This is a genomic window from Pseudoalteromonas sp. MM17-2, assembly GCF_022347945.1.
Taxonomy (GTDB): domain Bacteria; phylum Pseudomonadota; class Gammaproteobacteria; order Enterobacterales; family Alteromonadaceae; genus Pseudoalteromonas; species Pseudoalteromonas ruthenica.
On sequence record NZ_JAKRFV010000022.1, the window covers coordinates 89,663 to 114,887 of the forward strand.

Annotated in this window: 16 protein-coding genes; 6 read left to right on the forward strand and 10 right to left on the reverse strand. The window is 47.5% G+C overall.

The genetic code is table 11. The annotated features are described in order from the left end of the window. Positions 1 to 60 precede the first annotated feature (60 nt). Together MHM93_RS16075 and MHM93_RS16080 are read left to right on the forward strand one after the other, a co-directional pair. Positions 61 to 603 carry an NAD(P)H-dependent oxidoreductase gene (locus MHM93_RS16075; RefSeq protein WP_239449797.1) on the forward strand — a complete coding sequence of 181 codons (543 nt, stop codon included), beginning with the start codon at positions 61 to 63 and terminating at the stop codon, positions 601 to 603. Between the two features lie 282 nt (positions 604 to 885). Further along, positions 886 to 1,578, forward strand: a complete 693-nt coding sequence (locus tag MHM93_RS16080) for a response regulator transcription factor (protein ID WP_138590086.1) — start codon at positions 886 to 888, stop codon at positions 1,576 to 1,578. A gap of 91 nt (positions 1,579 to 1,669) precedes the next feature. On the opposite strand, the gene MHM93_RS16085 is transcribed toward MHM93_RS16080, so the two are convergent. From MHM93_RS16085 to MHM93_RS16100, 4 genes are read right to left on the reverse strand one after another with little or no spacing between them, the layout of a single operon-like run. Next, positions 1,670 to 2,446, reverse strand: a complete 777-nt coding sequence (locus MHM93_RS16085; RefSeq protein WP_022945044.1) for a CsgG/HfaB family protein — start codon at positions 2,444 to 2,446, stop codon at positions 1,670 to 1,672. Then, positions 2,446 to 2,868 carry a curli assembly protein CsgF gene (locus tag MHM93_RS16090; RefSeq protein ID WP_022945045.1) on the reverse strand — a complete coding sequence of 141 codons (423 nt, stop codon included), beginning with the start codon at positions 2,866 to 2,868 and terminating at the stop codon, positions 2,446 to 2,448. The genes MHM93_RS16085 and MHM93_RS16090 overlap by 1 nt, the downstream gene beginning before the upstream one ends. Continuing rightward, entirely contained in the window at positions 2,862 to 3,248 is a 387-nt protein-coding gene (locus MHM93_RS16095) for a curli production assembly/transport protein CsgE (RefSeq protein WP_239449798.1), read from the reverse strand. The genes MHM93_RS16090 and MHM93_RS16095 overlap by 7 nt, the downstream gene beginning before the upstream one ends. 39 nt (positions 3,249 to 3,287) lie before the next feature. Next, the gene (locus MHM93_RS16100; RefSeq protein ID WP_239449799.1) at positions 3,288 to 4,973 is read right to left on the reverse strand and encodes a curlin; all 1,686 of its coding nucleotides are present in this window, start codon (positions 4,971 to 4,973) and stop codon (positions 3,288 to 3,290) included. Between the two features lie 645 nt (positions 4,974 to 5,618). On the opposite strand from MHM93_RS16100, the gene MHM93_RS16105 reads away from it, so the two are divergent. From MHM93_RS16105 to MHM93_RS16120, 4 genes are all read left to right on the forward strand, one after another. Continuing rightward, positions 5,619 to 8,123, forward strand: coding sequence for a S8 family serine peptidase (locus MHM93_RS16105; protein ID WP_239449800.1), 2,505 nt, complete (start codon positions 5,619 to 5,621; stop codon positions 8,121 to 8,123). A gap of 342 nt (positions 8,124 to 8,465) precedes the next feature. Then, positions 8,466 to 11,642, forward strand: coding sequence for a TonB-dependent receptor (locus MHM93_RS16110; protein ID WP_239449801.1), 3,177 nt, complete (start codon positions 8,466 to 8,468; stop codon positions 11,640 to 11,642). 88 nt (positions 11,643 to 11,730) lie between these two features. Further along, on the forward strand, positions 11,731 to 13,635 hold the full coding sequence (locus MHM93_RS16115) for a prolyl oligopeptidase family serine peptidase (protein ID WP_239449803.1): 1,905 nt from the start codon (positions 11,731 to 11,733) through the stop codon (positions 13,633 to 13,635). A 334-nt stretch (positions 13,636 to 13,969) separates the two neighbouring features. Beyond that, positions 13,970 to 16,852, forward strand: coding sequence for a TonB-dependent receptor (locus tag MHM93_RS16120; RefSeq protein WP_239449804.1), 2,883 nt, complete (start codon positions 13,970 to 13,972; stop codon positions 16,850 to 16,852). Between the two features lie 41 nt (positions 16,853 to 16,893). Here the strand turns inward: MHM93_RS16120 and MHM93_RS19465 are convergent, their stop codons facing one another. The 6 genes from MHM93_RS19465 to MHM93_RS16150 are packed head-to-tail and all read right to left on the reverse strand — an operon-like array spanning position 16,894 to position 25,149. Beyond that, positions 16,894 to 17,637, reverse strand: a complete 744-nt coding sequence (locus tag MHM93_RS19465) for a (2Fe-2S)-binding protein (protein WP_239449805.1) — start codon at positions 17,635 to 17,637, stop codon at positions 16,894 to 16,896. Further along, positions 17,585 to 19,981 (reverse strand): GNAT family N-acetyltransferase, encoded by a 2,397-nt coding sequence (locus MHM93_RS16130; protein WP_239449806.1) that lies wholly within the window; start codon positions 19,979 to 19,981, stop codon positions 17,585 to 17,587. Before MHM93_RS16130 ends, MHM93_RS19465 begins: the two co-directional genes overlap by 53 nt. 31 nt (positions 19,982 to 20,012) lie before the next feature. Continuing rightward, positions 20,013 to 21,101: a heparan-alpha-glucosaminide N-acetyltransferase domain-containing protein gene (locus MHM93_RS16135; RefSeq protein WP_239449807.1), complete on the reverse strand. Its 1,089-nt coding sequence runs from the start codon at positions 21,099 to 21,101 to the stop codon at positions 20,013 to 20,015. Between the two features lie 13 nt (positions 21,102 to 21,114). Beyond that, a complete protein-coding gene (locus MHM93_RS16140) occupies positions 21,115 to 22,320 on the reverse strand; it encodes an MFS transporter (protein WP_239449808.1) in 1,206 nt (401 codons plus the stop codon). After that, positions 22,317 to 23,609: a SidA/IucD/PvdA family monooxygenase gene (locus tag MHM93_RS16145; protein WP_239449809.1), complete on the reverse strand. Its 1,293-nt coding sequence runs from the start codon at positions 23,607 to 23,609 to the stop codon at positions 22,317 to 22,319. Before MHM93_RS16145 ends, MHM93_RS16140 begins: the two co-directional genes overlap by 4 nt. Beyond that, complete coding sequence (locus MHM93_RS16150; protein WP_239449810.1) at positions 23,602 to 25,149, reverse strand: aspartate aminotransferase family protein; 1,548 nt, start codon at positions 25,147 to 25,149, stop codon at positions 23,602 to 23,604. The genes MHM93_RS16145 and MHM93_RS16150 overlap by 8 nt, the downstream gene beginning before the upstream one ends. Positions 25,150 to 25,225 lie beyond the last annotated feature (76 nt).

The following is a 25,225-nucleotide window of genomic DNA, read 5'->3' on the forward strand; positions in this document are numbered from 1 at the left end:
ACCTAAACTTAACTTGAGCTTTTAGCCTTAGGTTAAACATACAAATGCAGGAAAGCAATTATGAACCAACATGTTATTATTTTTTCAAGTGCTAGAAGCCAAGGTAACACCCGCCAAGCTGCCGAGACTCTCGCCCGACACCTAGGTGCGCAGTTCATTGATTTAGACGCCTATCAGATTAACCCGTATCGGTATGATATTCGCGAACAAAGCGATGATTTCCGCGCGTTAATCACGCGATTACTGGAGTTTGACCATTGGGTATTTGCATCGCCCGTCTATTGGTATAACACCACACCGCAGATGAAGGCGTTCTTTGATAGACTCACGGAATACATGGATCAGCCCCAATTGCGTAGCCAGTTACGACAACTGCGCACTAAGCAAGCATCCTTGCTCTCCACTAGTTACACCGAGCGGGCGCCGCAAGCGTTTGTGGACCCTTTCATCCATACTGCCACCTACCTAGGGATGCAATTTGTCACTCACTATCATGCTGGCGCTGCAGACCCTGAATCTGTGGCCGTGCAATACCCTAAAAGACAAATGTGGTGGCGCAAGCTGTATGCCTTGTTAAATACTCAAGCTGGCCTTATTAGATAAATTAGTGATTATTTTGCAATTATATGGTTAAGCGCAAAAGTAGCTGAATATAAAATGAATGTCTGCAAGTGGTTACTATCCCTGGATGCCATTAAATTTATTAGGTCACAGGGTGCATTTTTGCACTCTTATGACGCAATAAAGGCGCTGTTAGAGGCTTAGCTCTATTGTTGTTATGTAAACAAGATGTTTATTTTGTGCGTGGTTAGTCTTGATAGTAAAGCTTAAATAGGTACACTCAATGCTCCCCCCCAGTGTTTGGGTGCTTCAGAGGAAGAAGTAATGAATAACAAGCAGTTGTTTGTCTTAACAAAAGATAATGCAAATACTCAAAGCGACGATTTCTTGTTGTTACTCAAAGTATTGGAAACGCTCGCTACAACCGTTAAGGTCGATACCCGCCTGCCAGAGGAGGGTGAGCGCGAACACATAGCACTCTTTTTGGTGGATGCTGCGTATTGTGACTGCCAAGAAATGCTCAGCGAGGAGATCATCCAGCTGGCGCGCCAGCACAGTGTTGCGGTATTTAATGCTCAGCGCCACGCGCTCAACGAACGCACAGCGCTGCTTGCGAATCTCAAAGGCGCGCTTTATAACGATGACAGTCCTGAACATATGTTTAAAGGCGTGCGCCGCGTCCTCGGCGGCGAACTATGGTTTTGCCGCAAGGCCATCTCCAATGCCTTTGGCGATCTAATTCAACAGCTCCCCGCTACCGATGCGCTATCGGCGCAACGCCACAGCGATATCGATTTAAGTGTGCTAACCGCACGGGAAAAGTCGGTGATTTCATTGTTGGCTAAGGGGGCTAAAAATGATGATATCGCCTGCGCTTTGAACATCAGTAACCACACGGTGAAAACGCATATATACAGTGCTTTTCGTAAGACCAACTCGCGTAATCGTATTGAATTGGCCAATTGGGCACAGCGCTATATTCCAGTGGCATCTCGCGTCATGGAACAACGTCAATAACCTGCTCAGCATGCAATTGAACGCAAGGTTATCATTGAGCAAAAATAAAGGCGCCAAACGAGGCGCCTTTATTGTGTCAGTGCAGAGGTGATCAACTGGTTCGCGCCGACCATACCCCTTTGTTAATGCCGTCTTTTATGAGTAACGTCAGTGCTTTTTCAATCGCTTGCGTGACACAAATATGCATGGGTTCGTTATCACTGAAGCCCGCTTCGGCTTCCAACAAGCGCTTGTAACTCACATAGCGGAAAAAGCCAGCACGCATCTCTTGTGAGAGTACTTTTTTGCTGGTGGCAACCGACAGCAATACCTGCCCGGTGCGCACATCGACCGCACGCATATAAATAGAGATAACATCCTCACGGTACAGCTCTGAGGCGCCGATACCAAAGTATTCCGCACCTAAGCCCCCGGTTTTTACGTTACTGTCGTAACTGATGATCCCGCCCTCAAGAATGATTTTGGCGGTGGTTAATGGCGGCAGCTCTGGGGCATTGTCGCCCTTATCACTCATCGCCGCTCGCACGATTTTTCGCTCTGTAAGCAAATTTTGTAATCCTTCACGCTCCACGGGCACAAACCAGTCGGTTTCATGCAGCGCTTGCATAAGAATAGAGTTCGCACCTTGGGTTACGGCGGTAGAAAACGAGCTGACGTTCTCTTGCGGCTTATATTGCCCCGTTTGGTCGCGAAATGAATAAACTGAGACGGGGATCGCGCCCCTGGGATTAGGTAGCGCTTTTAATTCGGCAAAGGTTTCTGTGAGCGCCAATTGCTCAGCAATTTGCTCATCTGGGGGCACAGTCGAGGTGATAGCGGAACAGCCGCTAAGCAAAGCCAATAGTAAAAATGCACATATACGTTTCATTAGCCAAACCTCGGTACTTCGATTACGGTAACTGTGCCATCCAGGGTATTGGTTATTTGCACGGTGATACTATCAGGGGTACTGGTGATAATCTGGATTTGATAGTCGCCACTCATAAAGATGGAGTCTTGGTTAAAAATACTGTCTTCAACATCGTCACCGAAGGCGATATCGGTAATTTCACGAACCATGCGGTTGAGGTATGTACGCTCCAACGATTCTTGAAACTTTTCACCATAGGTTTTTTCACTGATAGGGGCCCGGTGCTTATTTTGGGCTTGTGCTTTAGAGAGCAACATATTGGCATTTAACGGGTTTCCGCCAAATGATGGGTTAATAGGTTTGTATACAAGCTCAGTGGCCATCAGTGGCAGTGACGCACAAAGCAAAAGTGCATAAATTATTGTTTTCATTTTTACCATCCACTTGCTGCTAGATCAGGGGAGTGTTGTTTAAATCTGGCGCGCGCCATGGCGTCCATAATCGCGAACATCGCGCTTTCGACGCGCTCTTTAAGTGGCCCACCACGTCGGCCCATAAAAGTGACGTATACCAATTCATTATTCATGAGTACTTCAAGGCGGGTGCCAGCACGAGGGAGCACCGTTTCTTTGATCACCACGTTGGTGCCGCTGGTATCAGGTAGATCGCGCCATAACTGTGAGAAATTAAAGTAAAATTGGTGGCCAAAGCGGCTAATACTGCGATCGAGTACGAGGCCGTCAATTTCCACTTCTTGTGCTTTGCTTGCCGTGTGAGTCAGGGCAAGGAGCACAATCAGGGTGCTGAGAAAATACTTCATCATCGGCTGAAAGGGAGGGGTACCCCTCCCATTAGAGCTTTACTGTTGTACAACAGTTGCAGAGTTATAGTCACCGACTTGAGTGACAGCAACGGTGTTACCAGTGCCCATAACCGAGCCTTCAACCAAGTTACCCTCACCAAGTTGACTGATAGACACAGTATTACCTTCACCTGCGACTGCGAACGCACCTTGTCCCATGCCGGCAACCATGTTCATGCCGCCTTCTTGGGCGATATCAATGCTGTGGCCACTGCCTTCTACCATGAGGTCGATAGCATTGAGCTCACCACTTTGCACCAAGTCGACTTGGTTGCTTGAGCTTTCCATCACTGAGCCCATGGTCAAGACAGCTTCATTGCCCATGCCACTTTGAGTAATAGCGATATCATTATCGTTGCTGGCAATGCTTGGATCTGGGTAAGATGATTCAATAACGGCGGTGTTCATGTCACCAGATTGGGCTACTGTTACGTCGTTGTCATTGCCGTTGAAGTTAACAACATGCGTGGCGTTGTCGTTGCCGATTTGCATAGCATCAAACTCATTGTTGTTACCTAGCACGCCAAGATACACTTCGTTGCCACTGCCATTTTGGGTTGCGCTGAAATCGTTCTCATCGCCTAATACCTCAGCGGATGCTGCGTTATTATCACCCATTTGCATAACGTTTAGCTCGTTCCCATCACCAGAGAATAGAGCCGACTCAAACGTATTCGCGCTGCCTTCTTGATCAATTGACAGGGCATTTTCATTGCCCTCGATAGCGACGATATCAGTGCTGTTATTGGCACCTTCTTGCTCAATAGCGAGTTCGTTCTCATCACCGAAAATATCGCCAATGCTGATGACGTTGGTATCGCCTAGCTGTTCACTGGCAAATTCGTTCATGCTGCCACTAATAGAAGTAACGGATAGTTGGTTCCAAAAACCATCTTGCTCTACGCTCAGGTCGTTGGCATCACCTTGAACCGACGTAAATTGCGCTTCGTTCCATAATCCAGCTTGCTGTGCATTAACCACGTTAGCATTGCCCTGCATATCCAGATTGTAGAACCAATGCCCGCCGTCGCCTTGAACAACATTAATTTGGTTTGCATCGCCGCCAATCACGTTGATGGCCTCATTGTTGATGCCTAAGAAACCAGTGCCGTTTTGCTCAACCGCAATTTGGTTGTCGCTACCAGTTACTTCGCTTAATGCGCCATTCGCTTCGCCATCTTGGTTGTAAGATTGCTGGTTGTTGTCGCCTTGTGTGGTTACCAATACCACATTGCCGTTACCTATTTGCATGGCATCTGTTTGGTTACCATCACCTACAGTGGTGATCTCAGTAAGGTTGGCGTCGCCTTGTTGCAAAGAGCTGGCGCTGTTACCTAAACCCTGTACAGACGTTTGTGAAATTGTGAGCTCATTACCAACAGCGGCTGCACGCTCTACGTTAGCAAGTGCAGATGTTGACCCAGGTTTGTCTTCGCTTTGTGCGTAAGCACCTGTTGATAGGGCCATCGCGATGGCGCAGGTTAAAATAGATTTAGAAAGCTTCACGCTTATCTCCTTGTTGTTTGTTATTACTGCGACGACGTTACAAATGAAAAGGCTCACCTCAGGGTTGCCGACCTGAGCTGGGTTAATCAAAAAAGCGTGTAAACGAGCGCAGCGTTGTTGTCCTAAAAGGTGTTGGCAGTAGTAAAAGCCAACGGTCACTGGTGCGTATGGCGTCATTCCTTTGCCTTAGCCGTAAATAAGTAGCCGGGCGCTGGAATACGGAGAAGCCTAAGAGTTCGGTAAGTGCTAGGAGAGAAATAACACTCGTCACTAAGTTGCAATTACGCGCATGCATGGGGAAAACTTGCTTCCACTGCTTTGTTGAGTAATTGCAACGAGCCATATTCCCTCCTGAGTCATTGATAGTTGCATGCACAGTGCATGGATTGGCGCTGCAAGATATCAATATTAGTAATACTCACTTTCCTACCGAGGTATTCACTCTAAGTTCACTTTAAAAGCAGATAAATTAGCAATTTTTATGGTTGATTATTTTTTAATTAAATCAGTGTGTTGTGTTTGCTTTTTTAGCTTTTCATCGTAGAGACTAGCGGTTGCTACCAAAAAAGCATGAGAAAAAATGAGTTGAATTTGCTCGAAGTGAGATCAAAAAAAAGCATGAGAGACTCAACCTTTGAGGATTAAATTTAACAAAAAAGAGTGGTTTTTAACTTTCTGTTCATTTTTGTTTTGCGTGTTCCTAAAACAGTCGCTACAACAAAGAGGTTGCCACACATTGACTGCGTATGTGCTCTTTTGGAGAAGAGATACTTACTTCCGTGTACCTTCGGGCCACACGGACAACTTCTATGGAATAGATCTATGAAAACCAAACTATCTGCGCTGACTTTAGCGCTCGTTCCGGTACTTTCATTAAGCGCTCACGCGGGCGTTCACATTAAAGATACAGCTGCCACTGACAATGACGACAGCATCCTTGTGGTATTCAAACAAGGCACTTCTGCCGCAGTGCGTGCTCAAGCACGGTCTTTAGTCAAAGCAAAAATCAGCGATTTGAACGCTGACGAAGTCGATGATCGCTACAAGCATGTGCTTGGTGGTCGTCTTGCCAATTTTAAACTCGATGGTGTCAGTGCCAAACAAGCCTTGGCGGCACTTAATAAGCACCCTGGTGTGGAATATGCTGAGCCAGATTACCAAGTAAAAGCACTAGGCGTGCCTGATGACAGTCGTTTTGACGAGTTATGGGGCCTTCATAACCTTGGGCAAACAGGTGGTACAGAGGATGCTGATATTGATGCTGTTGAAGCATGGGATATTACCACCGGCTCCGCAGATATGATCGTCGGTGTTATCGATACTGGTGTTGATTACTCACACCCCGATCTTGCCATGAACATGTGGGTAAACCCAGGTGAAGTTGCCGGTGATGGTGTGGATAACGATGGCAACGGCTATATCGATGATGTTCACGGTATTAATGCTATCACTGGCGATGGCGACCCCATGGATGACCAAGGTCATGGTTCGCACGTCTCTGGCACCATCGGTGCATCCGGTAATAATGCTGAGGGCGTTGTCGGTGTAAACCACGAAGTATCTATCGCTGGTTGTAAGTTCCTCAGTGCAGCAGGCACGGGTTCAACATCGGATGCGATTGAGTGTATCGATTATTTCGTGGCATTGAAAAATGACGGTCACAACATTCGTGTTACCAATAACAGTTGGGGTGGCGGCGGCTTCAGCCAAGCGCTTGCAGATGCCATTACGGCGAGCGAGAATGCCGACATTCTTTTCGTTGCGGCTGCAGGTAATGACGCAGTTGATAACGATGTTAACCCTCACTACCCATCGAGCTATGAGCATGAATCAGTGCTTTCTATTGCCAGCACAACGCACACCGATGCGATGTCAGGGTTCTCACAATGGGGCTTAACAAGTGTTGATATGGGTGCTCCAGGCAGCGCTATCCTCTCTACTGTGCCGGGGGGCGGTTATGCGTCTTACTCTGGCACCTCAATGGCGACACCTCATGTTGCTGGTGCTGCAGCGTTGGTGCTGTCGGTGAATCCGAGCTTGAGTGCGGTAGAAGTGAAGCAATTGCTAATGAGCAGTGGCGATGCGAACGCTGACTTAGATGGAATGACCGTTGCGGGTACACGTTTAAATGTGAACCAAGCGGTAATTGATGCTGACCCTGAGCCAGGCTTTAGAATGACGGCTGCGCCCCGTAACCAAGAGATTGTTGCCGGTGACACTGCGACCTATGAGCTGAGCTTTAGTTCGGTGGCCGAGTGGCAAGGAACAATCGACCTTGCGCTTGTTGCAGGCATTGATGGCGCAAGCTTGTCGAGCAACACTGCACAGCCAGGTGATGTGGTAACGCTGAGCGTGCCAACGACGGCGCAAACGCAATGGGGTGAGTACAGCTTTACCATTGATGCAACCTCGGGTGATTTAGCACAGCAAAAGTCAGTTGAGCTATACGTATTACCTCAGGGGTTAACTGAGTTTAGCTATGAAAACACCACTGCTGTGGACATTCCTGATAATGACGCAACAGGTATCACGTCAGTGATCACTGTTGCAGATGACGTCACGGTGTTTGATACCAATACCTTCGTAGATATCAGCCACACTTGGATTGGCGATTTGATTGTCACGCTTACTTCGCCATCAGGCACGGTAGCTACGCTTCATAATCGCAGTGGCGGTAGTGCGGATGACATTAACGAAACCTTCAACTCAGAGGCCTTTAATGGTGAAGTGGCCACCGGTGATTGGACGCTAACGGTATCTGATAATGTCGGTGCTGACACGGGGACATTAAACGCTTGGACCCTTAATCTTACAGGCATTGGCGAAGTAACGGCGCAGCCGCCGCAGGCAGGCTTTAGCTATGACGTTAATGACCTAAGCGTGCAGTTTACAGATGCAAGTTCTGATGTGAACGGCGATATTGTTAGCTGGATGTGGGACTTTGGTGACGGTGCCAGCAGCTCTGATGCTAGCCCTATGTATACCTACGCGGATTATGGCACGTACAGTGTAAGCCTGACTGTGACCGACAGTGAAGGTAACAGTGATACCTTAACTCAAGAAGTCACTTTAAGCGCAGATGATGTGCAACTCGAAGTGGTACGTGCTAATAAAACACGCTTAGGCTTTATGCGCGTTGAATTGGCATGGCAGGGCAGCAGCGCTGAGCAAGTGGATGTATACCGTAATGGCGAGTTCTTAGAAAGCACTGCCAATACCGGTGACTATCGTGACTTTGAACGCCGCGCAGACCAAACTTCTTACACCTATCAAATCTGTCAAGAAGGCGATATTTGTTCGAATGAAGTGACAGTGACTTTCGAGTAGATAAAAATAAACTCTACTGTTAAATGAATATGACCGCGCTAATTTTGGTGCGGTCATATTATTTTTACCCCTAAACCTCCTCTTTCAGTAGGTGTTTTTCGTCCATTTCCTACCAAGATAAATACCGCAAAGTTATGCAAGTACTGGATACGTGTTAGATGAATTTTTGTACCACCAAACTAAGAATTTAGCGAAAGTAACCAAATGTTTACAAGGGGGCTGTATTTTTTAGTACTTTTTATCGATTTTTGTTGTTAATTCACTGTCAATTGTGTACATAATTGTGACTAATGTAAGTAGATGTTACATTGAATTAAAATAATAATGTCAGGGGTAATAACAATGTTTAAAAAAACGGTACTATCAAAAGCCGTGCAATACTCTCTTATGCTAGGGTCTGCAGCATTTGTTTCTGGGGCTTATGCAGCTGAGGAACAGGATGAAACGGTCATTGAAGAAGAAGCACCAGAGCGCATCGAGGTGACTGGTTCACGTATTCGCCGAGCAGAATTTTCTAACGCCTCACCAATTCAAGTTATCAGTGGTGACTTTTCTCGTGAAATGGGTCTTTTTGATGCTGGCGAAATGCTTCAAGGTACGAACCAAGCATCGGGTTCGCAAATTGACAATACCTTTGGTGGTTACGTTCTAGATAATGGTCCAGGCGCAGCAACAATTGGCTTCCGAGGCCTAGGTGCTGAACGTACTCTTGTTCTGATCAACGGTCGACGCATGGCACCTGCAGGGGTAGGTGGTGCACCAACTTCACCTGACTTAAACCTTGTACCAGGGGTCATGATCCAACGCGTAGAAAATCTGTTTGATGGTGCTTCAACCGTTTATGGTTCCGACGCCGTTGCGGGTGTTGCCAACATCATTCTCCGTAAAGATGTAGAAGGCTTTGAGGTACAAGGCTCATATAAACAACCTGATGGTGATGGTGGTGAAGAATCGTCGTTATCAGCAATGTGGGGTAAAACCTTCGATAATGGCTTTGTAACTATTGGTGCAGAGTACACCGACCGCCAAGCTCAGTCATATGCTGGTAACCCTTTTACAAAAGGCTGTGAAGAGCGTATCTGGGAAACAGAAGAGGGTGACATCATTACCCGTTACAGCGGTGATGGCCCACTTGCCCGTGGCGACGATACTTGTGATATCTTTCCTTTAACAAACCGTGTGTCAGTTCCGTTCTGGGGCAGCCTATACTACACAGGTGGTAGCACTAACGTTGGTGTTCCAAACTTTAGCGAAACAACGGATCCGACTGGGGGCCAACTTGGCCCAGACTTCGGTGTTCCAGGATGGGTCTTCGGTGACTCAGATGGTGATGGTGTCAATGACGTATGGTTCCCTGATGGCAACGGTGACGGTTATCGTGACGTAGATTTCCAAGACCCGCTATACGCGTTACAACAGTCAGACTATTATCGCAGTGGTGATTACCGCAGTCGTAACAAACGTTATTCCGTTATGCTCAACGGTGAATACTCTTTTGATGACGACAATGGTACTTTGTTCTACTACGAAGGTATTTATGCCAAGCGTGAATCACCTATTTTCAACCCTGGTGCCCAGCTGTTCGAAAACGTGCCAGCTTCAAACCCGTATAACCCATGTGGTGTAAATGGTACCGATTGTCGTGCAGGAATTGGCTTCCCGTACGGGGCACAAGACGTGCTACCGATTATCAATATTCGCGGTGACCGTGATCACTTTGATATCGAGGTTGAGCAATATCGTGCAGTCGCGGGCTTTACCGCTGACCTACCGGCTCTAGAGGCGATCGGTTTAGAAAATTGGTACTATGATGCGTATGTATCTTACAGCGCCTCAACAGGTACTGACAGCCGTCAAGGTATTTCAGAAGCACGACTTTTGAAGTCACTTAACGACGCGATGCTTAACGATGACGGTACAGTGACCTGTGGCGCAGACTGTGTTCCGGTTAACCTATTTAGCGAAAATATTTATCAGCCAGGCGGTGGTACGTTAACGGACGCCGAAGCGAACTACTTGTTTGTCGATCGCACCATTGAGACAAAAGTTAACCAATTGGTGGTGAATGGCTTTATTGGCGGTGACCTGTTCAATATCGCTTGGAATGGTGAGCCTGTCAGTGCGGTGTTTGGTGCTGAGTTCCGTCGCGACGAGATCGAGTCAAATCCAAATGATGTGGCTGCACAAGGTTTGCTTTGGGGTTACTTCTCTGACCAAGGGGCTGACGGCTCTCGAAACCTCAAAGAGGTTTTCACCGAGATGGAATTCCCACTTATTCGTGGCGAGCAATGGGCTGAGGAGTTGACCTTTACAGCGTCAGGTCGTATCTCAGAAGAAAGCTTCTATGATGCAGAAAGCACCTACAGCTTAAAGGCCGTATATCGTCCAGTTGATTGGTTCACGCTTCGTGCAACCAAAGGTACTTCGTATCGTGCTCCGAACTTACGTGAGCGCTTCTTAAATGGTACTTCTGGCTTTAACACCGTAATTGACCCTTGTGTGGTTCCGGATGATGCTCGAATCGAAGATCCGTTGAATGACGATGTGCCAGCTACCTACAACCCAGCGGAAGACACCCGTACTCAAGGCGTATTGGATGCGTGTGCTGCTTCTGGTGTAGATCCGACTGCACTTGGTCTGGGCCAGAACGGTGAGGAAGAGTTTACTAACTCGACCAGCACAGAGATTGTTACCGGTGGTACACAAGAGCTGACGCCAGAGACATCAATCGCAAAAACTTATGGTTTCGTATTCGAACAACCATTTAGTGATGACTTTGACCTAACAGTGTCATTAACGCGCTTTGATATTGAAGTAACCAACTCGATTGCTGAGCCAAGTGCACCTTACAGTATCGATCAGTGTTACTCAGCCGATGGTAACGATGCATTCTGTAGCCGAATTACTCGTGACGAAAATCAACAAATCGGCCTAGTTGATGCTAGCTTCATTAACATCGGTTTGATTACGTCAAAAGGTTACGACTACAACATCTACTATAAACAGGATTTCGTTGTATTTGAGGAGAACTTAGGCGTTACCGTCGACTTGCAAGCAACGAAGATGACTGAGTCGCTGTATGATGTGCTTGGAACCGTTGATGACAACTTAGGCGAGCCTGAATATCCTGAATGGCGTGGTACTGCTCGTTTGAAACTTGAGTACAACGACCTCGCATTTAACTGGGAAACGCGTTATATCAGTGAAGGCACTGAAGATGCGGACGACCTTGGCGATTTCGAAGAAGGTACCGATGGTTGTACTGGCCTGACTAATAATGCCGGTGAGCCGTTGAAGTGTCGCCCACTAGGTTACACTGATGATTACTATGTTCATAACATTAGTTTCCGTTATGAATTTGATAGCTTCAGTATCAATGCCGGTGTTCGAAATGTATTTAATGAAGAGCCACCAAAAGTAGACCCTGATGGTTCATTCTCAAGCTCTAATATCCCTCTAGGTGTTGGGTATGATACAGATGGTCGTACACCATTTATTAACTTCCAAGCACAGTTTTAAGCTAAAGAAGTAAATTTGGTAAAAAGGCTTCTGCTTGCAGGAGCCTTTTTTTTGGACAATTAGGTTCAATTATTATGAGGACATAAAAATGTTAAAAACCTCAATGTTTAGTTTAGCAATGCTAATGATGGCCGCTCCAGAGGTGAATGCTGAGCCCCAATCTGAGCAGCCTTCAGTCTCTACCATCGAATCTTTCTCTATACTACCTGCGATTCGCAGTGTACAAACTTCTCCTGACGGTAAGCACCTTGCTGTTTTAAAAGCAACCAGCAAGAATGGTGATTACGTTCTTGAAGTTAGAAAAACAGCTGATATGGCCGCAGAACCTGTACGTTTAGGCGCAGACAAAATGCGTATATCCAGTGTCTCGTGGTTAAATAACGAAAAAATTGGTGTGATGTTTCGCCAGTTACTCGAAGACAGTGGCAGTAAGTATTGGGTGACTCAATTTGCGATTACTAATGCAAATGGTAAAGGGGAGTGGCTTATTCCCTTTCGTGAAAGCCGTCAGGGATTCTCAATCATTGATTTATTGCACGATGATAACAAACATATCTTGGTCGAAGGTGACGTCAATGACAACTACATCCCTGATGTTGTAAAACTTGATATTTATAGTGGTCGAACCAAAACTTTGGTGCGCGGCAGCGACAAGGTAAACGGTAGCTTTATTGCCGACAAAGATGGTGACGTTCGTGTTGGTCAAGGCTTTAATCGTGCTGATCAGGCTATTGATGTATTTGCGCGAAAAAAGGGCGATGACGAATGGATTAAAATTCATAGTGTCAGCGGTGAAAAGCGTGAAACTTTTGACATCGCCGGTGTGTCTGCTGAGCAACCCAACAAATTATACGTTATTGCAAACCAAGGCGAGAATACCACCGGGGTATACCTATATGACATTATTGAGAAGACGTATTCCGAGCGCTTGTTTGGTCTGAAATCAGTCGATGTGGATGCAGTATTGCAGGACAAAGAAGACAACCTGATTGGGTTTTCCTACACGGCAAAGCATCCGGAGTTTTATTTTACCAACCCCGAGTATCAAGCTGTCCAAGATGGCGTGAAACAGTTGTATCCTGACAAATTTGTTCGCGTAGTCAGTCGCTCTGAAGACGATAATACCTTAGTGGTGATGACCCAGTCGGACGATGACCCAGGTACTTACTATGTCATTTTGAACAAAAAAGACATCATCAAACTGGGCGAAAAAATGCCCTTTATTGATAAAAATAAACTGGGAGAGACCAAATATATTAGCTATAAAGCCCGTGATGGTCGTAAGATCCGCGCCTATTTAACCATTCCTCAGGGTAAAGGACCATTCCCAGCTGTCGTGTTACCCCACGGTGGGCCTTGGGTGCGCGATACGGTCATATTTGATGACTGGGCACAACTACTTGCCTCTCATGGCTATGTGGTGATCCAGCCGAACTATCGAGGCTCGACAGGCTATGGTTTAGAGCATTGGAAGGCGGGCGACAAGAACTGGGGTTTGAAGATGCAAGACGACCTTGATGATGCTGCCTTGTATCTGGTTGATAAAGGACTTGCGACCAAGGATAAGCTGGCCATGTTTGGTTGGAGTTACGGTGGTTATGCCGCATTTGCTGCTTCAATGCGTGATAAAAATATCTATCAATGCACTGTCGCTGGGGCTGGCGTGAGTGACTTAAATCGCATTAATGCCACGCTTAACGATAATCCGCTGTTGAGTAAACTGCAAAAACCTACCATCGCTGGTGTTTCTCCTGTGGAGCAAGTGGAAAAGGTCAATGTGCCTATTTTGGTTATTCATGGTGATATTGATGGGCGTGTGCCTATTGAGCATAGTGACGCGTTTGTAAATGAGCTAAAGCAACATAACAAAAACTTTAAGTATGTTGTGTTAGAGGATGCGGACCATTTCTCTGACACGTTGTTTTTTGACCACAAAATGACTTTTTACTCCGAATTAGTTGATTGGTTAGATAATCGCTGCGGCCTAAAGTAGCCTGCACAGGGGCGGCGGTTTTGAACCGCCGTCCTTCACCCCCTTGCACCTGCTCGTTGATACAGTACACCCTTCCCACTAGTTATGATTATAAGCGTGTTTAAATATTGTTTTTATGTTTAATAAGTTGTTGCTGTTATATCTAAATTTACATTTATTCTATTTTTTTGTTTTATTTTCACCCTTATTGTTCTATGTAACTCATTGTAGTTAAACAGTTATTTTGTCTTAAAAAAGGTTACATTTTTATTTTGATATGTTACACATTCATAATGTACCTACTTAGTAGTGCATATATAAATAAAAAAGTTTTCAGTTCAATCAGGGATTAATTATGATAAAAACAAGCAAATTAGCGGTTGCAGTCCACTCTGCAATCCTTTTCGGCGGTGTAGTTGGCGCACAGACAGCGCTGGCAGTCGAGCAACAGAGTGAGCAACAAGAAGTAGAGCGTATTCAGGTAACAGGTTCAAAAATCAAACGTATTGGTGCCACGGCGCCAACGCCTGTGGTTGTGATTGGTCGCACTGAACTTGAAGATGCGGGTGTCAGCAACGTGAATGACTTCCTAGCAGAGCTACCTTCAGCCTCTGTTGGTCTCAGCCCAGAGAACTCAAACAACTTCATTTATGCTAACGGCCTAAATACCACCGACCTGCGTGGCCTAGGTTCAGACAGAACCTTAGTATTGGTAAATGGTCGACGTTTCCTACCGGGTCAGGCGGGTGGAAACTCAGTGGATCTAAACAATATCGCCACATCTTTTATTGAGCGTATTGAAATTTCGACAGGCGGAGCCTCAGCTGTTTATGGTGCAGACGCAGTGGCAGGTGTTGTTAACATTATCACTCGTAAGTCGTTCGATGGCATCGAAATTGACTTGGCCACAACTGAGCCTTTAGAGGGCGGTGGTAGCCAGAAATTCGGTTCATTAACCTTTGGTCGTGAGTTTGATGGTGGCGGTTTCATCTTTAACTATGATTACACCGATCAAGAGCAGATGGCCCGATTAGACAAAGATTGGTATGTTGATGCGGTAGGTTCGACGCCTAACCCGAACGACACGTCGGGCGACGATGGCATTCCGGCCCGTATTCCTATCTATGATCAAGAGCACTATGGATTGTATGACGAATCTAGTGAATTTTTCCTGGGTGGGCAACAATGGACATTTGATGAGAACTTAAACTTACGTCCTTTTGACAACGGTGATGGTCCATTACCAGGCAGTGGTCTTCCTGGCGCAGGAACTAACTGGTACTACACAGGCCCATTCGGTGATGGTATCCAATATGGCGTTGATGAGTTCTTCCGCACGCCGCTAGAGCGTCATACGTTTAATTTGGCAGGCCACCAAGAAATTGTTGATGGTCATGACCTTAGCTTTGACGTGACTTACTCTGAGAGTGAAGCATTTGGTCAGGGAACACCTATATTCTTACGTGGTGACGAGTTGGTGGTTCGCCGTGATAACGCTTTCATCAAAGACGACCTAGCTTCGCTTATGGATGAAAATGGCGTAGAGCAGATTAATATGCGTCGTTTGAGTGATGATTTTGGTCCTCGTAAGTATTCACAAGACCGTTCTACGTTCCGTGTATCGGTTGGTTTAGATGGCTATATCAATGATAATTGGACTTACTCCACTTACTTCCAGCACGGTGAAATGACTCAAGATACATCGTGGTACGGTGAAGTATTTACTGAAAATCTATTTAATGCGCTTGATGCCGTAGAGTACGAAGGGCAAGTTGTTTGTGCTGATCGTGATGAAGAAGGCGAGGTGATCGGTGCACTACAAGGGTGCGCGCCCATTAACTTCTTGGGTAAACCGCAACATTCAGCTGAAGCGTTAGAGTATATTTCAACTGTTGCCAAAGCCGAACGAGGCCATGAGCAGTCAAGCTTTGGTGCAACCGTTACCGGTGACTTGATGGAGTTGCCAGCGGGTTATGTGTCATCTGCATTCACCTACGAATGGCGTCGTGAAAGTGCCTATGAAACACCTGGAACGGGTATTCGCAAAGGCCTTATATTCGGTAACTCAGGATTGCCTTATGAAGGCTCATTAACTGTTGATGAGTATGCGGCAGAGTTCTTAGTGCCGCTTGTTTATGACCGATACCTAATGCAGGAAGTGAACTTGGAAGCTGCCTATCGTTATATGGATTACAGCTCTACAGGCACTGATTATGCCTATAAACTAGGGTTCACTTGGCAAGTAAATGATGACATCCGTGTGCGTTTTGCTAAAGCTCGCTCGGTGCGTGCACCTAACATTGGTGAACTATATAGCTCGTCAGGGACGCAATATGCGCAAGAACGTGCAGAACCGTGTGCGGCTGATGCCATCGCGAAAGAAGATCAGTATAAAGAGCAAGTTACTCGTAACTGCGCGGCTGCAGGTATTCCTGAGGGCTGGGTCCCGTCTGACGACTGGCGTGACGGTGGCTCCCTAGAAGGTAAACTTGGTGGCAACCCGAATCTGGACAACGAAGTATCAAACGATATCACCGTTGGTTTTGTTTATACGCCATCCTTCCTTGAGGGCTTTGACATCACTGTTGATTACTGGGACTTTGAAATTGAAAACGCCATTGCGTTTTTCGGTTACGAAGACTCAATCCGCAACTGTTATCGCTCAGAAAGCCTAAACAACCCGTTCTGCGACGCCTTCACTCGTGACCCTGACACCTATGAAGTTGTTGATTTCTACGAGACGTCCCTTAACGCATCAGTAGAAAAGCTAAGCGGTGTCGATATTGAGTCGGTCTATGACTTTGATACCCGCATTGGCGGCTTTAAAATGAAGCTTATTGCAACGTATCTGAACAACTATGAGCTCAACCCGACAGGTAACGCCGAAGATAACCGTACTCGCACAGGTGAGCAGCACAAACCTCGCTGGGAAGCACGCTTCACGACCGAGTATCAAGTTGGCGATTTGCGTACCGTATTTGCGGCGAACTACACTCATGCAACGGTTGAGGAGCGCCCTGCATGGAGTATCGAGGATAATAACTACAACGACATTCCATCATACACAACCTTCGATATTAACTTCGATTACACTGTGAATGACCATGTCGATGTACGTTTAGGTGTGCAAAACCTGGCTGATCGCACACCGCCGCGTAATCCATTCGCTTTCACTGATGGTGAGTACTATGACGTTATTGGACGACGCGTCACTGCGGGTGTGAACGTCAGTTTCTAATATTATTCTACCCTGCTAAAGCCCCTATCTAGGGGCTTTTTTTATGCGCTTTGCTGTGCTTTGCACTTGATAGGACAGTTCTGACAAGCCTCTTGTGCCTTGAGTTGATAGTGCAGGCAACACGTCATACGTGAGCTGTGATATTGACCCTGTGAGCAGTGAATCGTTTGCCGAAAGCGCGGATAAAAAAGCTGTTGCCAACCTTGATGCGCTTGGTGCAGGTGCGCTTCACTGCAGTACGTGGCACCATGTAGCAGTGCCGAAGTTAACGTGTCACTTAACAGTCGTTGGGCTAACCCTGGGCTTAACCCCGCATACCTTGCGATGTGCTGCTGCCAACCTTGGCTTAGTGTTAACAGCTGAGCATGGCACTGCTTTCTTAATATCTGCTTATCTATGCACTTATCAACATATTGATAAGTCACTGCGCTGAGACCATAAATACTGCCACTGGCGTGCAGCTGCTGTTGCATTACGCCTAATTGAGGTACGCAGTGCAACCCTTCGACACAGGCAACACTCAGGTAAAGCGGTTGCCAGCTAAGCTGCAAAAAGCTATTAACGCTGAGATACGCTGAGCTCAGCTTCTCGGCGCGAGCGTTTAGCTGGGTCAACAACGCCTGCCATGGCTGCCGCTCAAGGTGGTTATTCGCAAACCAGATGTCACCCGGGCGCGGCTCGGCAAACGCCAACAGCGAGCACTGTTGGCGTAATTGCTGCTCAATGGCCTTGTTATGCACGTTCGCTGACATCGGCATAATCGGCAAGCGGATTGCGCAAGTCACCGGCATATTGCATGCTGCTAGCCGGGTCGGCGATATCCACCATCTGTTGGTTATTGCGCAGTTGTAAGCGGTTTAAGCAAGACAGCGGGAACGAGGGCGCAAACAAATCATGTTTGGCAAACTTATTTTGTAGCTCGGGGTGAGCCTGTTGGTAAGCATGAATACTCTTTGCCACGCAGCGCCAAAATGTTGTTTCGCTCACCAGCTTGGCGTCGACCATAATCGCCGCCAAATAACGGAAGAAGCAGTCAAATACATCGGTAAGAATAGAAAGAACCGCCACCTCTTCAGGTACCTCAATCTTGATCCGACTGATTTCGTCGGCGATGGCCATATCACTATTCAACACTGCGATCTCTTCACCGATATCCTTAATGAACACCCCGACGGGGATATGATCTTTAAAGCGTAAAATGAGGTTTTCGCCGTGGGGCATAAACACTAAATCATATTGATAAAAACAGTGCAGCAGAGGCGTCATATAGGCTTGTAGGTAATGCGCTAACCAGCGCTGTGGCGAGAGCCCAGACGCTGCAATCTTGGCGCCGATAAAACTCTGACCCTGGGTGTCAATATGCAGTAAGCTAGCCATGGTCGCTAAGCTTTCGTCGTCATCCATATAGTGGCGTGGATTTTCTCGCCACAGTGCCGCCATCATTTTTTTATAGGGGTTATCACCGAGCGCGGGGTGGGTGTAATACTGCTCGTCAAAGCCCAGAGTTGCCACCTCTCGGAGCGGTATAAAGCCACATTGGCGTAGGTAATCATCACCGGCAACTAAATCAAATAACCATTGGTTGATGGCAGGGGTTACTTTCATATACGCGCTGGAAAGGCCGCGCATAAAGCCCATATTGAGAATTGACAAGGCTGTTTTCACATAGCATTTATGCGGTTTTGTGATGTTATACAGGGTGCGAATGGATTGCTGCGGTAAGTATTTATCTTGGCTGTAGCCCAAGCATACTATTTGCTTTTGCGCTACGTGGTAGCTGTAAACATGCACCAGCTTATTGAACCACTGCCATGGGTGCATGGGGAATAAATAATAGTCGTCAGGGTTTAGCCCTTGCTCGACTAGCTGAGCATCGAAGCGTTGCCGCTCGGCGATGTCGAGCTCCTGCGCTATTAAGACTTCATAGCTATAATCGGCGGTGCTCTTAAAGGTGGTGTGGTGTTTATGACACGCAAGCCAAACAATATTAAATGCGCTGGCCGCCTCAGGCGTGTACTGATGAAAGTCCTGAGCATTAAAGCCGATGCGGCCATTGTTGGCGATAAAGCTGGGGTGGCCTTGAGTCATCTGTGTTTCAATCACCTGAAAATTAGCCTGTGCTAGTTGGGCACTGTTGAGGCTGTTATTGCGATACTTAAATGCGAAGCCACTGAGGGTACTGGCAAGCTCCTCCAAATAGGTGCCCAGCATGGTTTGGGCAATGCCTAATTTATCATTGCACTCTAACACAAAGGCGATGGCGTCTAGGGCTTGGTGTTGCCCAAGGTGCACTTTGGTAATGCTTTGCGGGTCAACCTGCAAATGGTTGAGCGCCATGGCGTGGGCTTGGAAGTGATAACTGTGTCCGCCGAGGGTGCTGAGCACATAACCCTCGGCATCTTGGTCGTAGGTAAAGATGCGCTCATGGTAAAATTCGCTCAGCATTTTTGCGATCAGCAAACGATTGGCGTATTGCCATGACTCATCATCCAAATGTTGGCCACTCAGGCTCGGTGTTATGCGCTGTTTTTCTGGGCTTTGCCTTGAGCTATCAAAGCGTTCAGGCAACTGCTTGAGATAATTAAAATGCGCGCGCGTTAAAGTGCCTAGCAGTGCCGTTTTATCACCTAGCTGGATCACCTTGTGATGGCTGAACCCCGCTTTTAAATTAAGGGTATGAATTTTGTGGTTACCGGCATCCGGCTCAACCACCACGCGTTCGCAATCAAGCTCAGTAAACATAAAGTGTAAGACCGAAGTCATCACCCCCAGACTAAAGCCGTGCACGGGCAAGTGCGCCGGTGCCAAAAGCAAATGCATGCCCAAGTCACCGCTTTGTAGATTTAAGTGCTGCTCAAGGTTTAGTAACTGCGGTTGATATACCTCGATAAGCGCGCTGGGTTTATCGTTGATTTCGACAATAAAAGCATGCTGCGCTGGGTCGTTATTGAGTGCTTGATAGAAGTCATTAATTTCTTTGGCAGATTGCTGCGTTGCGCCCCAAAAATGGGCTTGCGGATGATGCAACCATTGCACCATCAGGGGTAAGTCGTGTTCAAGGTCCAGAGCACGAAAGGTAAGCGTGCCTAACAGTGGATGAGCGTGCGTGTATACAGTATTTTTCGTCATAATTCGTTCTCAATCTGGTTGGTAAAGTAGCTCAGTCAATAACTTTATGAGTGTGCGGCTGCGTGGTGGCAGGCTGCCTCTGACGTACAAATAAAAGACGGTGCATAGCGAACGTGAGCAGTAACATCACCGGCATCATCGCGGCGCATTGCCAAGGCGTGAGGGTTTTAAAGCCAACCCACGCCATGCCCCAACACACCAGTACCCATTGCATAATGTACAAGCTGGTTACATGACGAGAGCAGTAGGTCAGCACCGTCATAATCCGTTGTTGCACAGGCCAGTTTTGGCTCAAGCGCAGGAGCTTGTCGATAGCCGCGAGTGCGACTAAATTCAGTCCGCTTAAATACAAGGCACCACCGGGACCAAGATGGAAAAAGTCATTAAAATGAGTGTCTTTATCCCATAGGCACAGCGCGCCGCCGACGATTAGCAACGGTAGGCCAAGATGTAGCGCGCTGCGCGCAAGAGGCCGGCCTTGGCGTAGCCGCGCTGATAGTGCAAGACCAAAAAGCACACACGCCAGCCATGGAAATACCGGGAAGTAGACGTTAAACTGCGCGCCGACAAAAAGATCACCCAGGTAATCCAGCCCAGTCATACCGCTTTGCCAGCCGCGTATCAGCGGCGTCACAAAAGCAACCAGCAAGGCTAAGGCAATATAGACCCATGGGCTGCGCTTTGGGTGCACCACAAGGCTTAACAACAGTAGCGAGAGCCCAGCCATTTGCAGAATGTCGCCGGTGCCCAACAAGTACAGGTAGTGCGGGAGTTGTAACGGCGATTGCCAGCCATACGCATTGATAAAGCTCTCAGGTAATACCCCAAGGGCGATAGGGAGCACAAACTTCAGTGCATTCATACCATAGCCCAGCGCGAGTATAGTTACGCCCCGTTTTGCCAAGGCTCGCGGACTATGATGCCGAGAAAGCAATAAGGAAATCCCCATAGCAATAAGGAACGCAGCGGTGCCTTTGCCAAGTAAATGGATAATCTCCCCCAGTAACGATTGCCCCTGGGTATAACTGGAGCCGTACATCCACAGCGTATGTACGCAGACCATGATGAGTACACTAAACCCGCGAACAAAGTCGACGGCAGTTAGACGGTGAGTATTCATGATTGTTTCCTTATTAATGACTCGGTGTGCTGGTTTGCGAAACGCGATTAAATTGCCGTGCTTCGGGGCGCATATAGAGCCCATAAAACACCATCAGCGTGAGCATAAAACCGGCACTGGCAACGAAAAAGGGCAGTGTGTAATTGCTGTCACTCACTAACGAACCGACGAGAAACGAGGCGCTGATCAGCCCGATGTTTTGCATAAAGTGCACCTTGGCAAAGTCGCTGCCATAAAAGCGTGGCTCGCTCAGGGCAAAAAGCACCACCTCAAGGCGTACCGTGACCACAAATAAGCCGATACCGAGTAGCACTCGGCCAAAGATCATCACCGGCCATGCCTGTGCGCCATGCAGGAGTAACCCGATGCTGGCAAGCAGCATAGCCCAGGCGATGTCTTTGCCATGATGCGTTTGCGAGCGCGGGCGACGATGATTACGGTACAGGCATGCCAGTGCCACCCAAGCCGGAATGGCAAAAATAAAGCCGGCGAGGATATCGTTATTGAACCCGCTTAGTTGCTGCCAAAAGAGAGTGAAAAACGGACGCGCCAAAAAGGCACTGAAGTAGACCCCCATGGATACCAGCCCAAGGACGAGCACAAACCGGGGGATGCGTGCCCGCTCAGTGGTACTTTCACCAAGCGCTCGTTGATGCCAAGTGACCGCTAAAACACGAATTAAGTACAGGCACAGCAGCACTTGTACAGCATCGCCAGCCGCCATAATGAGATACAGCGCCCGAGGGTCAAAGCTGTGTAAGACCAGACCACCCAATAACGCCCCGCCAATGCCACCGAAATGCATCAACACACTGAACAGGCCGACGATGCCTAGGTGCTTTTCCTTCTCTTCAAGGCTGAGAACAAAGGGGTAGATAAGTAAATAGCTGGCCTTAAACACCAACATCGTTTGCGAAAGTAGCCAGAATGCGAGGAGATCGGTGGCAAAATAACACGCCACTCCTAACCCTCCGGCAATGATCTGGGTCACCACCCACAAGTGCAGCTCATGAACGCGACGTGCCACCTTAGCCCAGAGCGGGAAGGCGCACATCACGGTGATACAGCAAGTGGCAAGGTAGCTGCCTACGTGCAAGCTGGAGCTGACATTGAACTCAGTGGCAAAAAACTGCGGATAAAACGGCAAAATCATGGTGTCGCACACCACAGAGATCACCGTAAGCAGTATAAGCGTCGATTTCAGCGCTTGTTGCTTCATACAGGACTCTTTTGTGGTTGCTGAACACTGGCTGGGGCGCCAAATTCTTGAAAAGCGATACGCTGTTCAATCTTGTAGGGCTCACGCTTGAGAATGCCGCGCAGGATGCAGCTGTTACGATAACAGGCCATCCCTAAATCTGGGGTGACAAAGCCATGGGTATGGAGCTCGGCATTTTGTACGAATACGCGTTGGCGTTTATCGATACTGTAGTTGCGATTAACGGCGAAACGACCATCGTCGCGCCAACAGAGCTCATCCATTAGGCCGCTGAGAAAGTCGGGTAACTGATAATTAAAGCCGGTGGCCATGACCGTTTGCTCGCTGTGCAAGGTGAAGCTACGTTGCTGCTCTAAGTGTTTGAATTGCAGGCTCTCTCCTTGGTGTTTAAGGAGTTCGCTGTTAGTAAATAATCGCGCCCGCTGAATACCTTGAACATCAAGCTCATAAAGCTTGTCGTAAATTTGGTTTATCAGCTCACTGTTTATGCCCTTATAGAGGTTACGCTGATTGGCAAGCAGTTGCTCTTTAGTGGCGTCTTCTAATTGGTAAAAGTAATCAACGTACTCAGGAGAGGTCATCTCCAAGGTTAATTTAGTGTACTCCAAGGGGAAAAAGCGCGGAGCGCGGGTGACCCATTGCAGGTGGTAGTTTTGGTGTTTTATGTCACATAATAAGTCATAGAAGATTTCTGCGGCACTTTGCCCTGAGCCCACCACGGTAATACTCTTACTTTGGTTGAGGGTATCGCGACGATACAGATATTCAGTGGCATGACAGACATTGGCTGCATCGGGCTGCACAGCGGGTGGATAGTACGGCGAAGGGCCGATGCCGAGTACGAGATGGCGACAAAAAAAGCGCTTTTCACCTTCTGGCGTATCAACGGTCAATTGGTAGCAATCTTGGCTATTGTCAAATTCGACACGGCGAACGCAGTGGCCAAAGCGCACACTGGGTAACTCACTCGCTGCCCACTGGCAATATTGGTTATATTGTTCACGCAGTAAGAAAAAGCTTTCGCGAATATAGAATTGGTATAATTTTCCCTGCTGCTTGGCATAATTTAGAAAGCTAAAGCGGCTGGTGGGGTCCGCCAAAGTCACCAAGTCCGACATAAAAGGAGTTTGCAAGGTGACGCCGTCGAGCATCAACCCTGGGTGCCAATCAAAGCACTGGCGCTGCTCAAGAAACAAGGCATCCAATTGCTCAATTGGGTCGCTTAAGCAGGCTAGGCTGAGGTTAAAAGGGCCGAGGCCAATGGCGATGAAGTCATACACCTTATTCATAGTTTGTCTCCTTTTCGAATAAGCGCGCTTTGAGGGTGTAGGCGCATGCTTTAATTTCGGCGGCAATGGTCTTAATGTCCTCAATGGCGGTGTTGGGGTTGAGTAGGGTGAATTTGAGGTAATTAATGCCCCTAAATTTGGTGCGTGCGATGGCACACTCACCCTGTTTGAATAACTCGTCTTTAATCTGATAATTCAGTGTATTGAGCTGCTCGTCATCGAGTTGGGGGTCAATAAAACGGAACACCAGTGTGCTTAATTCTGGCTCGTGAACCAGTTCAAATTCCTGATCTTGTTTTAACGTCACAAAGCTACTGCGCGCCAAAGCCATCACACTTGAAAACACGCGGCCAACCTGTTCACTGCCCATAATGCGTAGCGTCAACCACAGCTTCAGAGCGTCAAAACGGCGAGTGGTTTGCAGGCTTTTATCCACTAAATTAGGCGCTGCTTGTGGGCAATCACTGAACGGGTTTAAGTAATCAGCGTGATGGGTTAAATGTTGGAATTGCTGTTTATCGGCGACGATAAAGGCGCTGCTGCTCACCGGTTGTAAGAAAGATTTATGGTAATCTAGGGTGACCGAGTCGGCATGCTCAATGCCGCTAAGTAAATGGGTGTAATCATCGGTGGCGAGCAGGCCACAGCCATAAGCGGCATCAACATGCATCCATACCTGCTGTTTTTGACAGCGCTCAGCGATGCTCGCTAATGGGTCGATTGAGCCAAAATCGGTGGTCCCTGCCGTGGCGATGACGGCGATGGGAATGTCATCTTGTGCTCGGGCTTGGCACATGGCTGCATCGAGCGCGGCTAAGTCCATTTTAAAGTGCTTATCAACACTCACTGGTACCACTGCGTTATACCCAAGTCCCAATAGGGCCGCCGATTTTTGAATGCTAAAGTGGCTTACTTCTGAGCAGAAAATACGGTAGCGCTTGGCTTGTGCTGGCAGGCCATGGTCACGGATGACGTGACCATGCAGGCGTTTAGCCGCATCGTCCCGCGCCAGTAATAATGCCATTAGGTTGGACTGACTGCCGCCGCTGGTGAAAATGCCATCAGCGTGGCTATCAAAGCCTATTCTTTGCACGCTCCAGTCAATTAGCTTTTGCTCTATTAAGGTACCGCCAGCGCTTTGGTCCCAGGTATCTAACGAAGAATTAATGGCACTGAGCAATTGCTCGGCTATCACCGCAGGGTAGGCGACCGGGCAATTCAAATGTGCCACGTACTTAGGGTGGTGAAAATAGACGGCATGATCTAAGTACAGTGCTTTTATTTCATCCAGTGCTTTATCCACGCTATGTAATGGCTGGCTTAAATCTATATTGGCAACCAATTGGCTAAGCTGCTGGTGGTTAACACCTGAATGAACCTTTTTAGCACGGCGTATGGCTTGATGGATTAACGACATGGTTTGCATAGAAGCCATCTCGTAATGCAGCAGGTTATTCTCGTTAAAAATATAGGGGTGACTTGGATCACTATGACTATTGCTAGCTGATTGGCTATCAACCACAGGGGCTAATTGATTCACGACGCAACTCCATTTAAGGTACAAAGATTAGAAACGGGATCGTAATGATAATGGTTATCACTGGCAATAATAAAAA

Bases quoted from the DNA above. Each gene is read 5' to 3' on its own strand.
- MHM93_RS16080 (WP_138590086.1), top strand. From the start codon at position 886: ATGAATAACAAGCAGTTGTTTGTCTTAACAAAAGATAATGCAAATACT.
- MHM93_RS16090 (WP_022945045.1), bottom strand. From the start codon at position 2,868: ATGGTAAAAATGAAAACAATAATTTATGCACTTTTGCTTTGTGCGTCA.
- MHM93_RS16085 (WP_022945044.1), bottom strand. From the start codon at position 2,446: ATGAAACGTATATGTGCATTTTTACTATTGGCTTTGCTTAGCGGCTGT.
- MHM93_RS16130 (WP_239449806.1), bottom strand. From the start codon at position 19,981: ATGACGAAAAATACTGTATACACGCACGCTCATCCACTGTTAGGCACG.
- MHM93_RS16100 (WP_239449799.1), bottom strand. From the start codon at position 4,973: ATGACGCCATACGCACCAGTGACCGTTGGCTTTTACTACTGCCAACAC.
- MHM93_RS16115 (WP_239449803.1), top strand. From the start codon at position 11,731: ATGTTAAAAACCTCAATGTTTAGTTTAGCAATGCTAATGATGGCCGCT.
- MHM93_RS16110 (WP_239449801.1), top strand. From the start codon at position 8,466: ATGTTTAAAAAAACGGTACTATCAAAAGCCGTGCAATACTCTCTTATG.
- MHM93_RS16105 (WP_239449800.1), top strand. From the start codon at position 5,619: ATGAAAACCAAACTATCTGCGCTGACTTTAGCGCTCGTTCCGGTACTT.
- MHM93_RS16120 (WP_239449804.1), top strand. From the start codon at position 13,970: ATGATAAAAACAAGCAAATTAGCGGTTGCAGTCCACTCTGCAATCCTT.
- MHM93_RS16145 (WP_239449809.1), bottom strand. From the start codon at position 23,609: ATGAATAAGGTGTATGACTTCATCGCCATTGGCCTCGGCCCTTTTAAC.
- MHM93_RS16095 (WP_239449798.1), bottom strand. From the start codon at position 3,248: ATGAAGTATTTTCTCAGCACCCTGATTGTGCTCCTTGCCCTGACTCAC.
- MHM93_RS16140 (WP_239449808.1), bottom strand. From the start codon at position 22,320: ATGAAGCAACAAGCGCTGAAATCGACGCTTATACTGCTTACGGTGATC.
- MHM93_RS16135 (WP_239449807.1), bottom strand. From the start codon at position 21,101: ATGAATACTCACCGTCTAACTGCCGTCGACTTTGTTCGCGGGTTTAGT.
- MHM93_RS16075 (WP_239449797.1), top strand. From the start codon at position 61: ATGAACCAACATGTTATTATTTTTTCAAGTGCTAGAAGCCAAGGTAAC.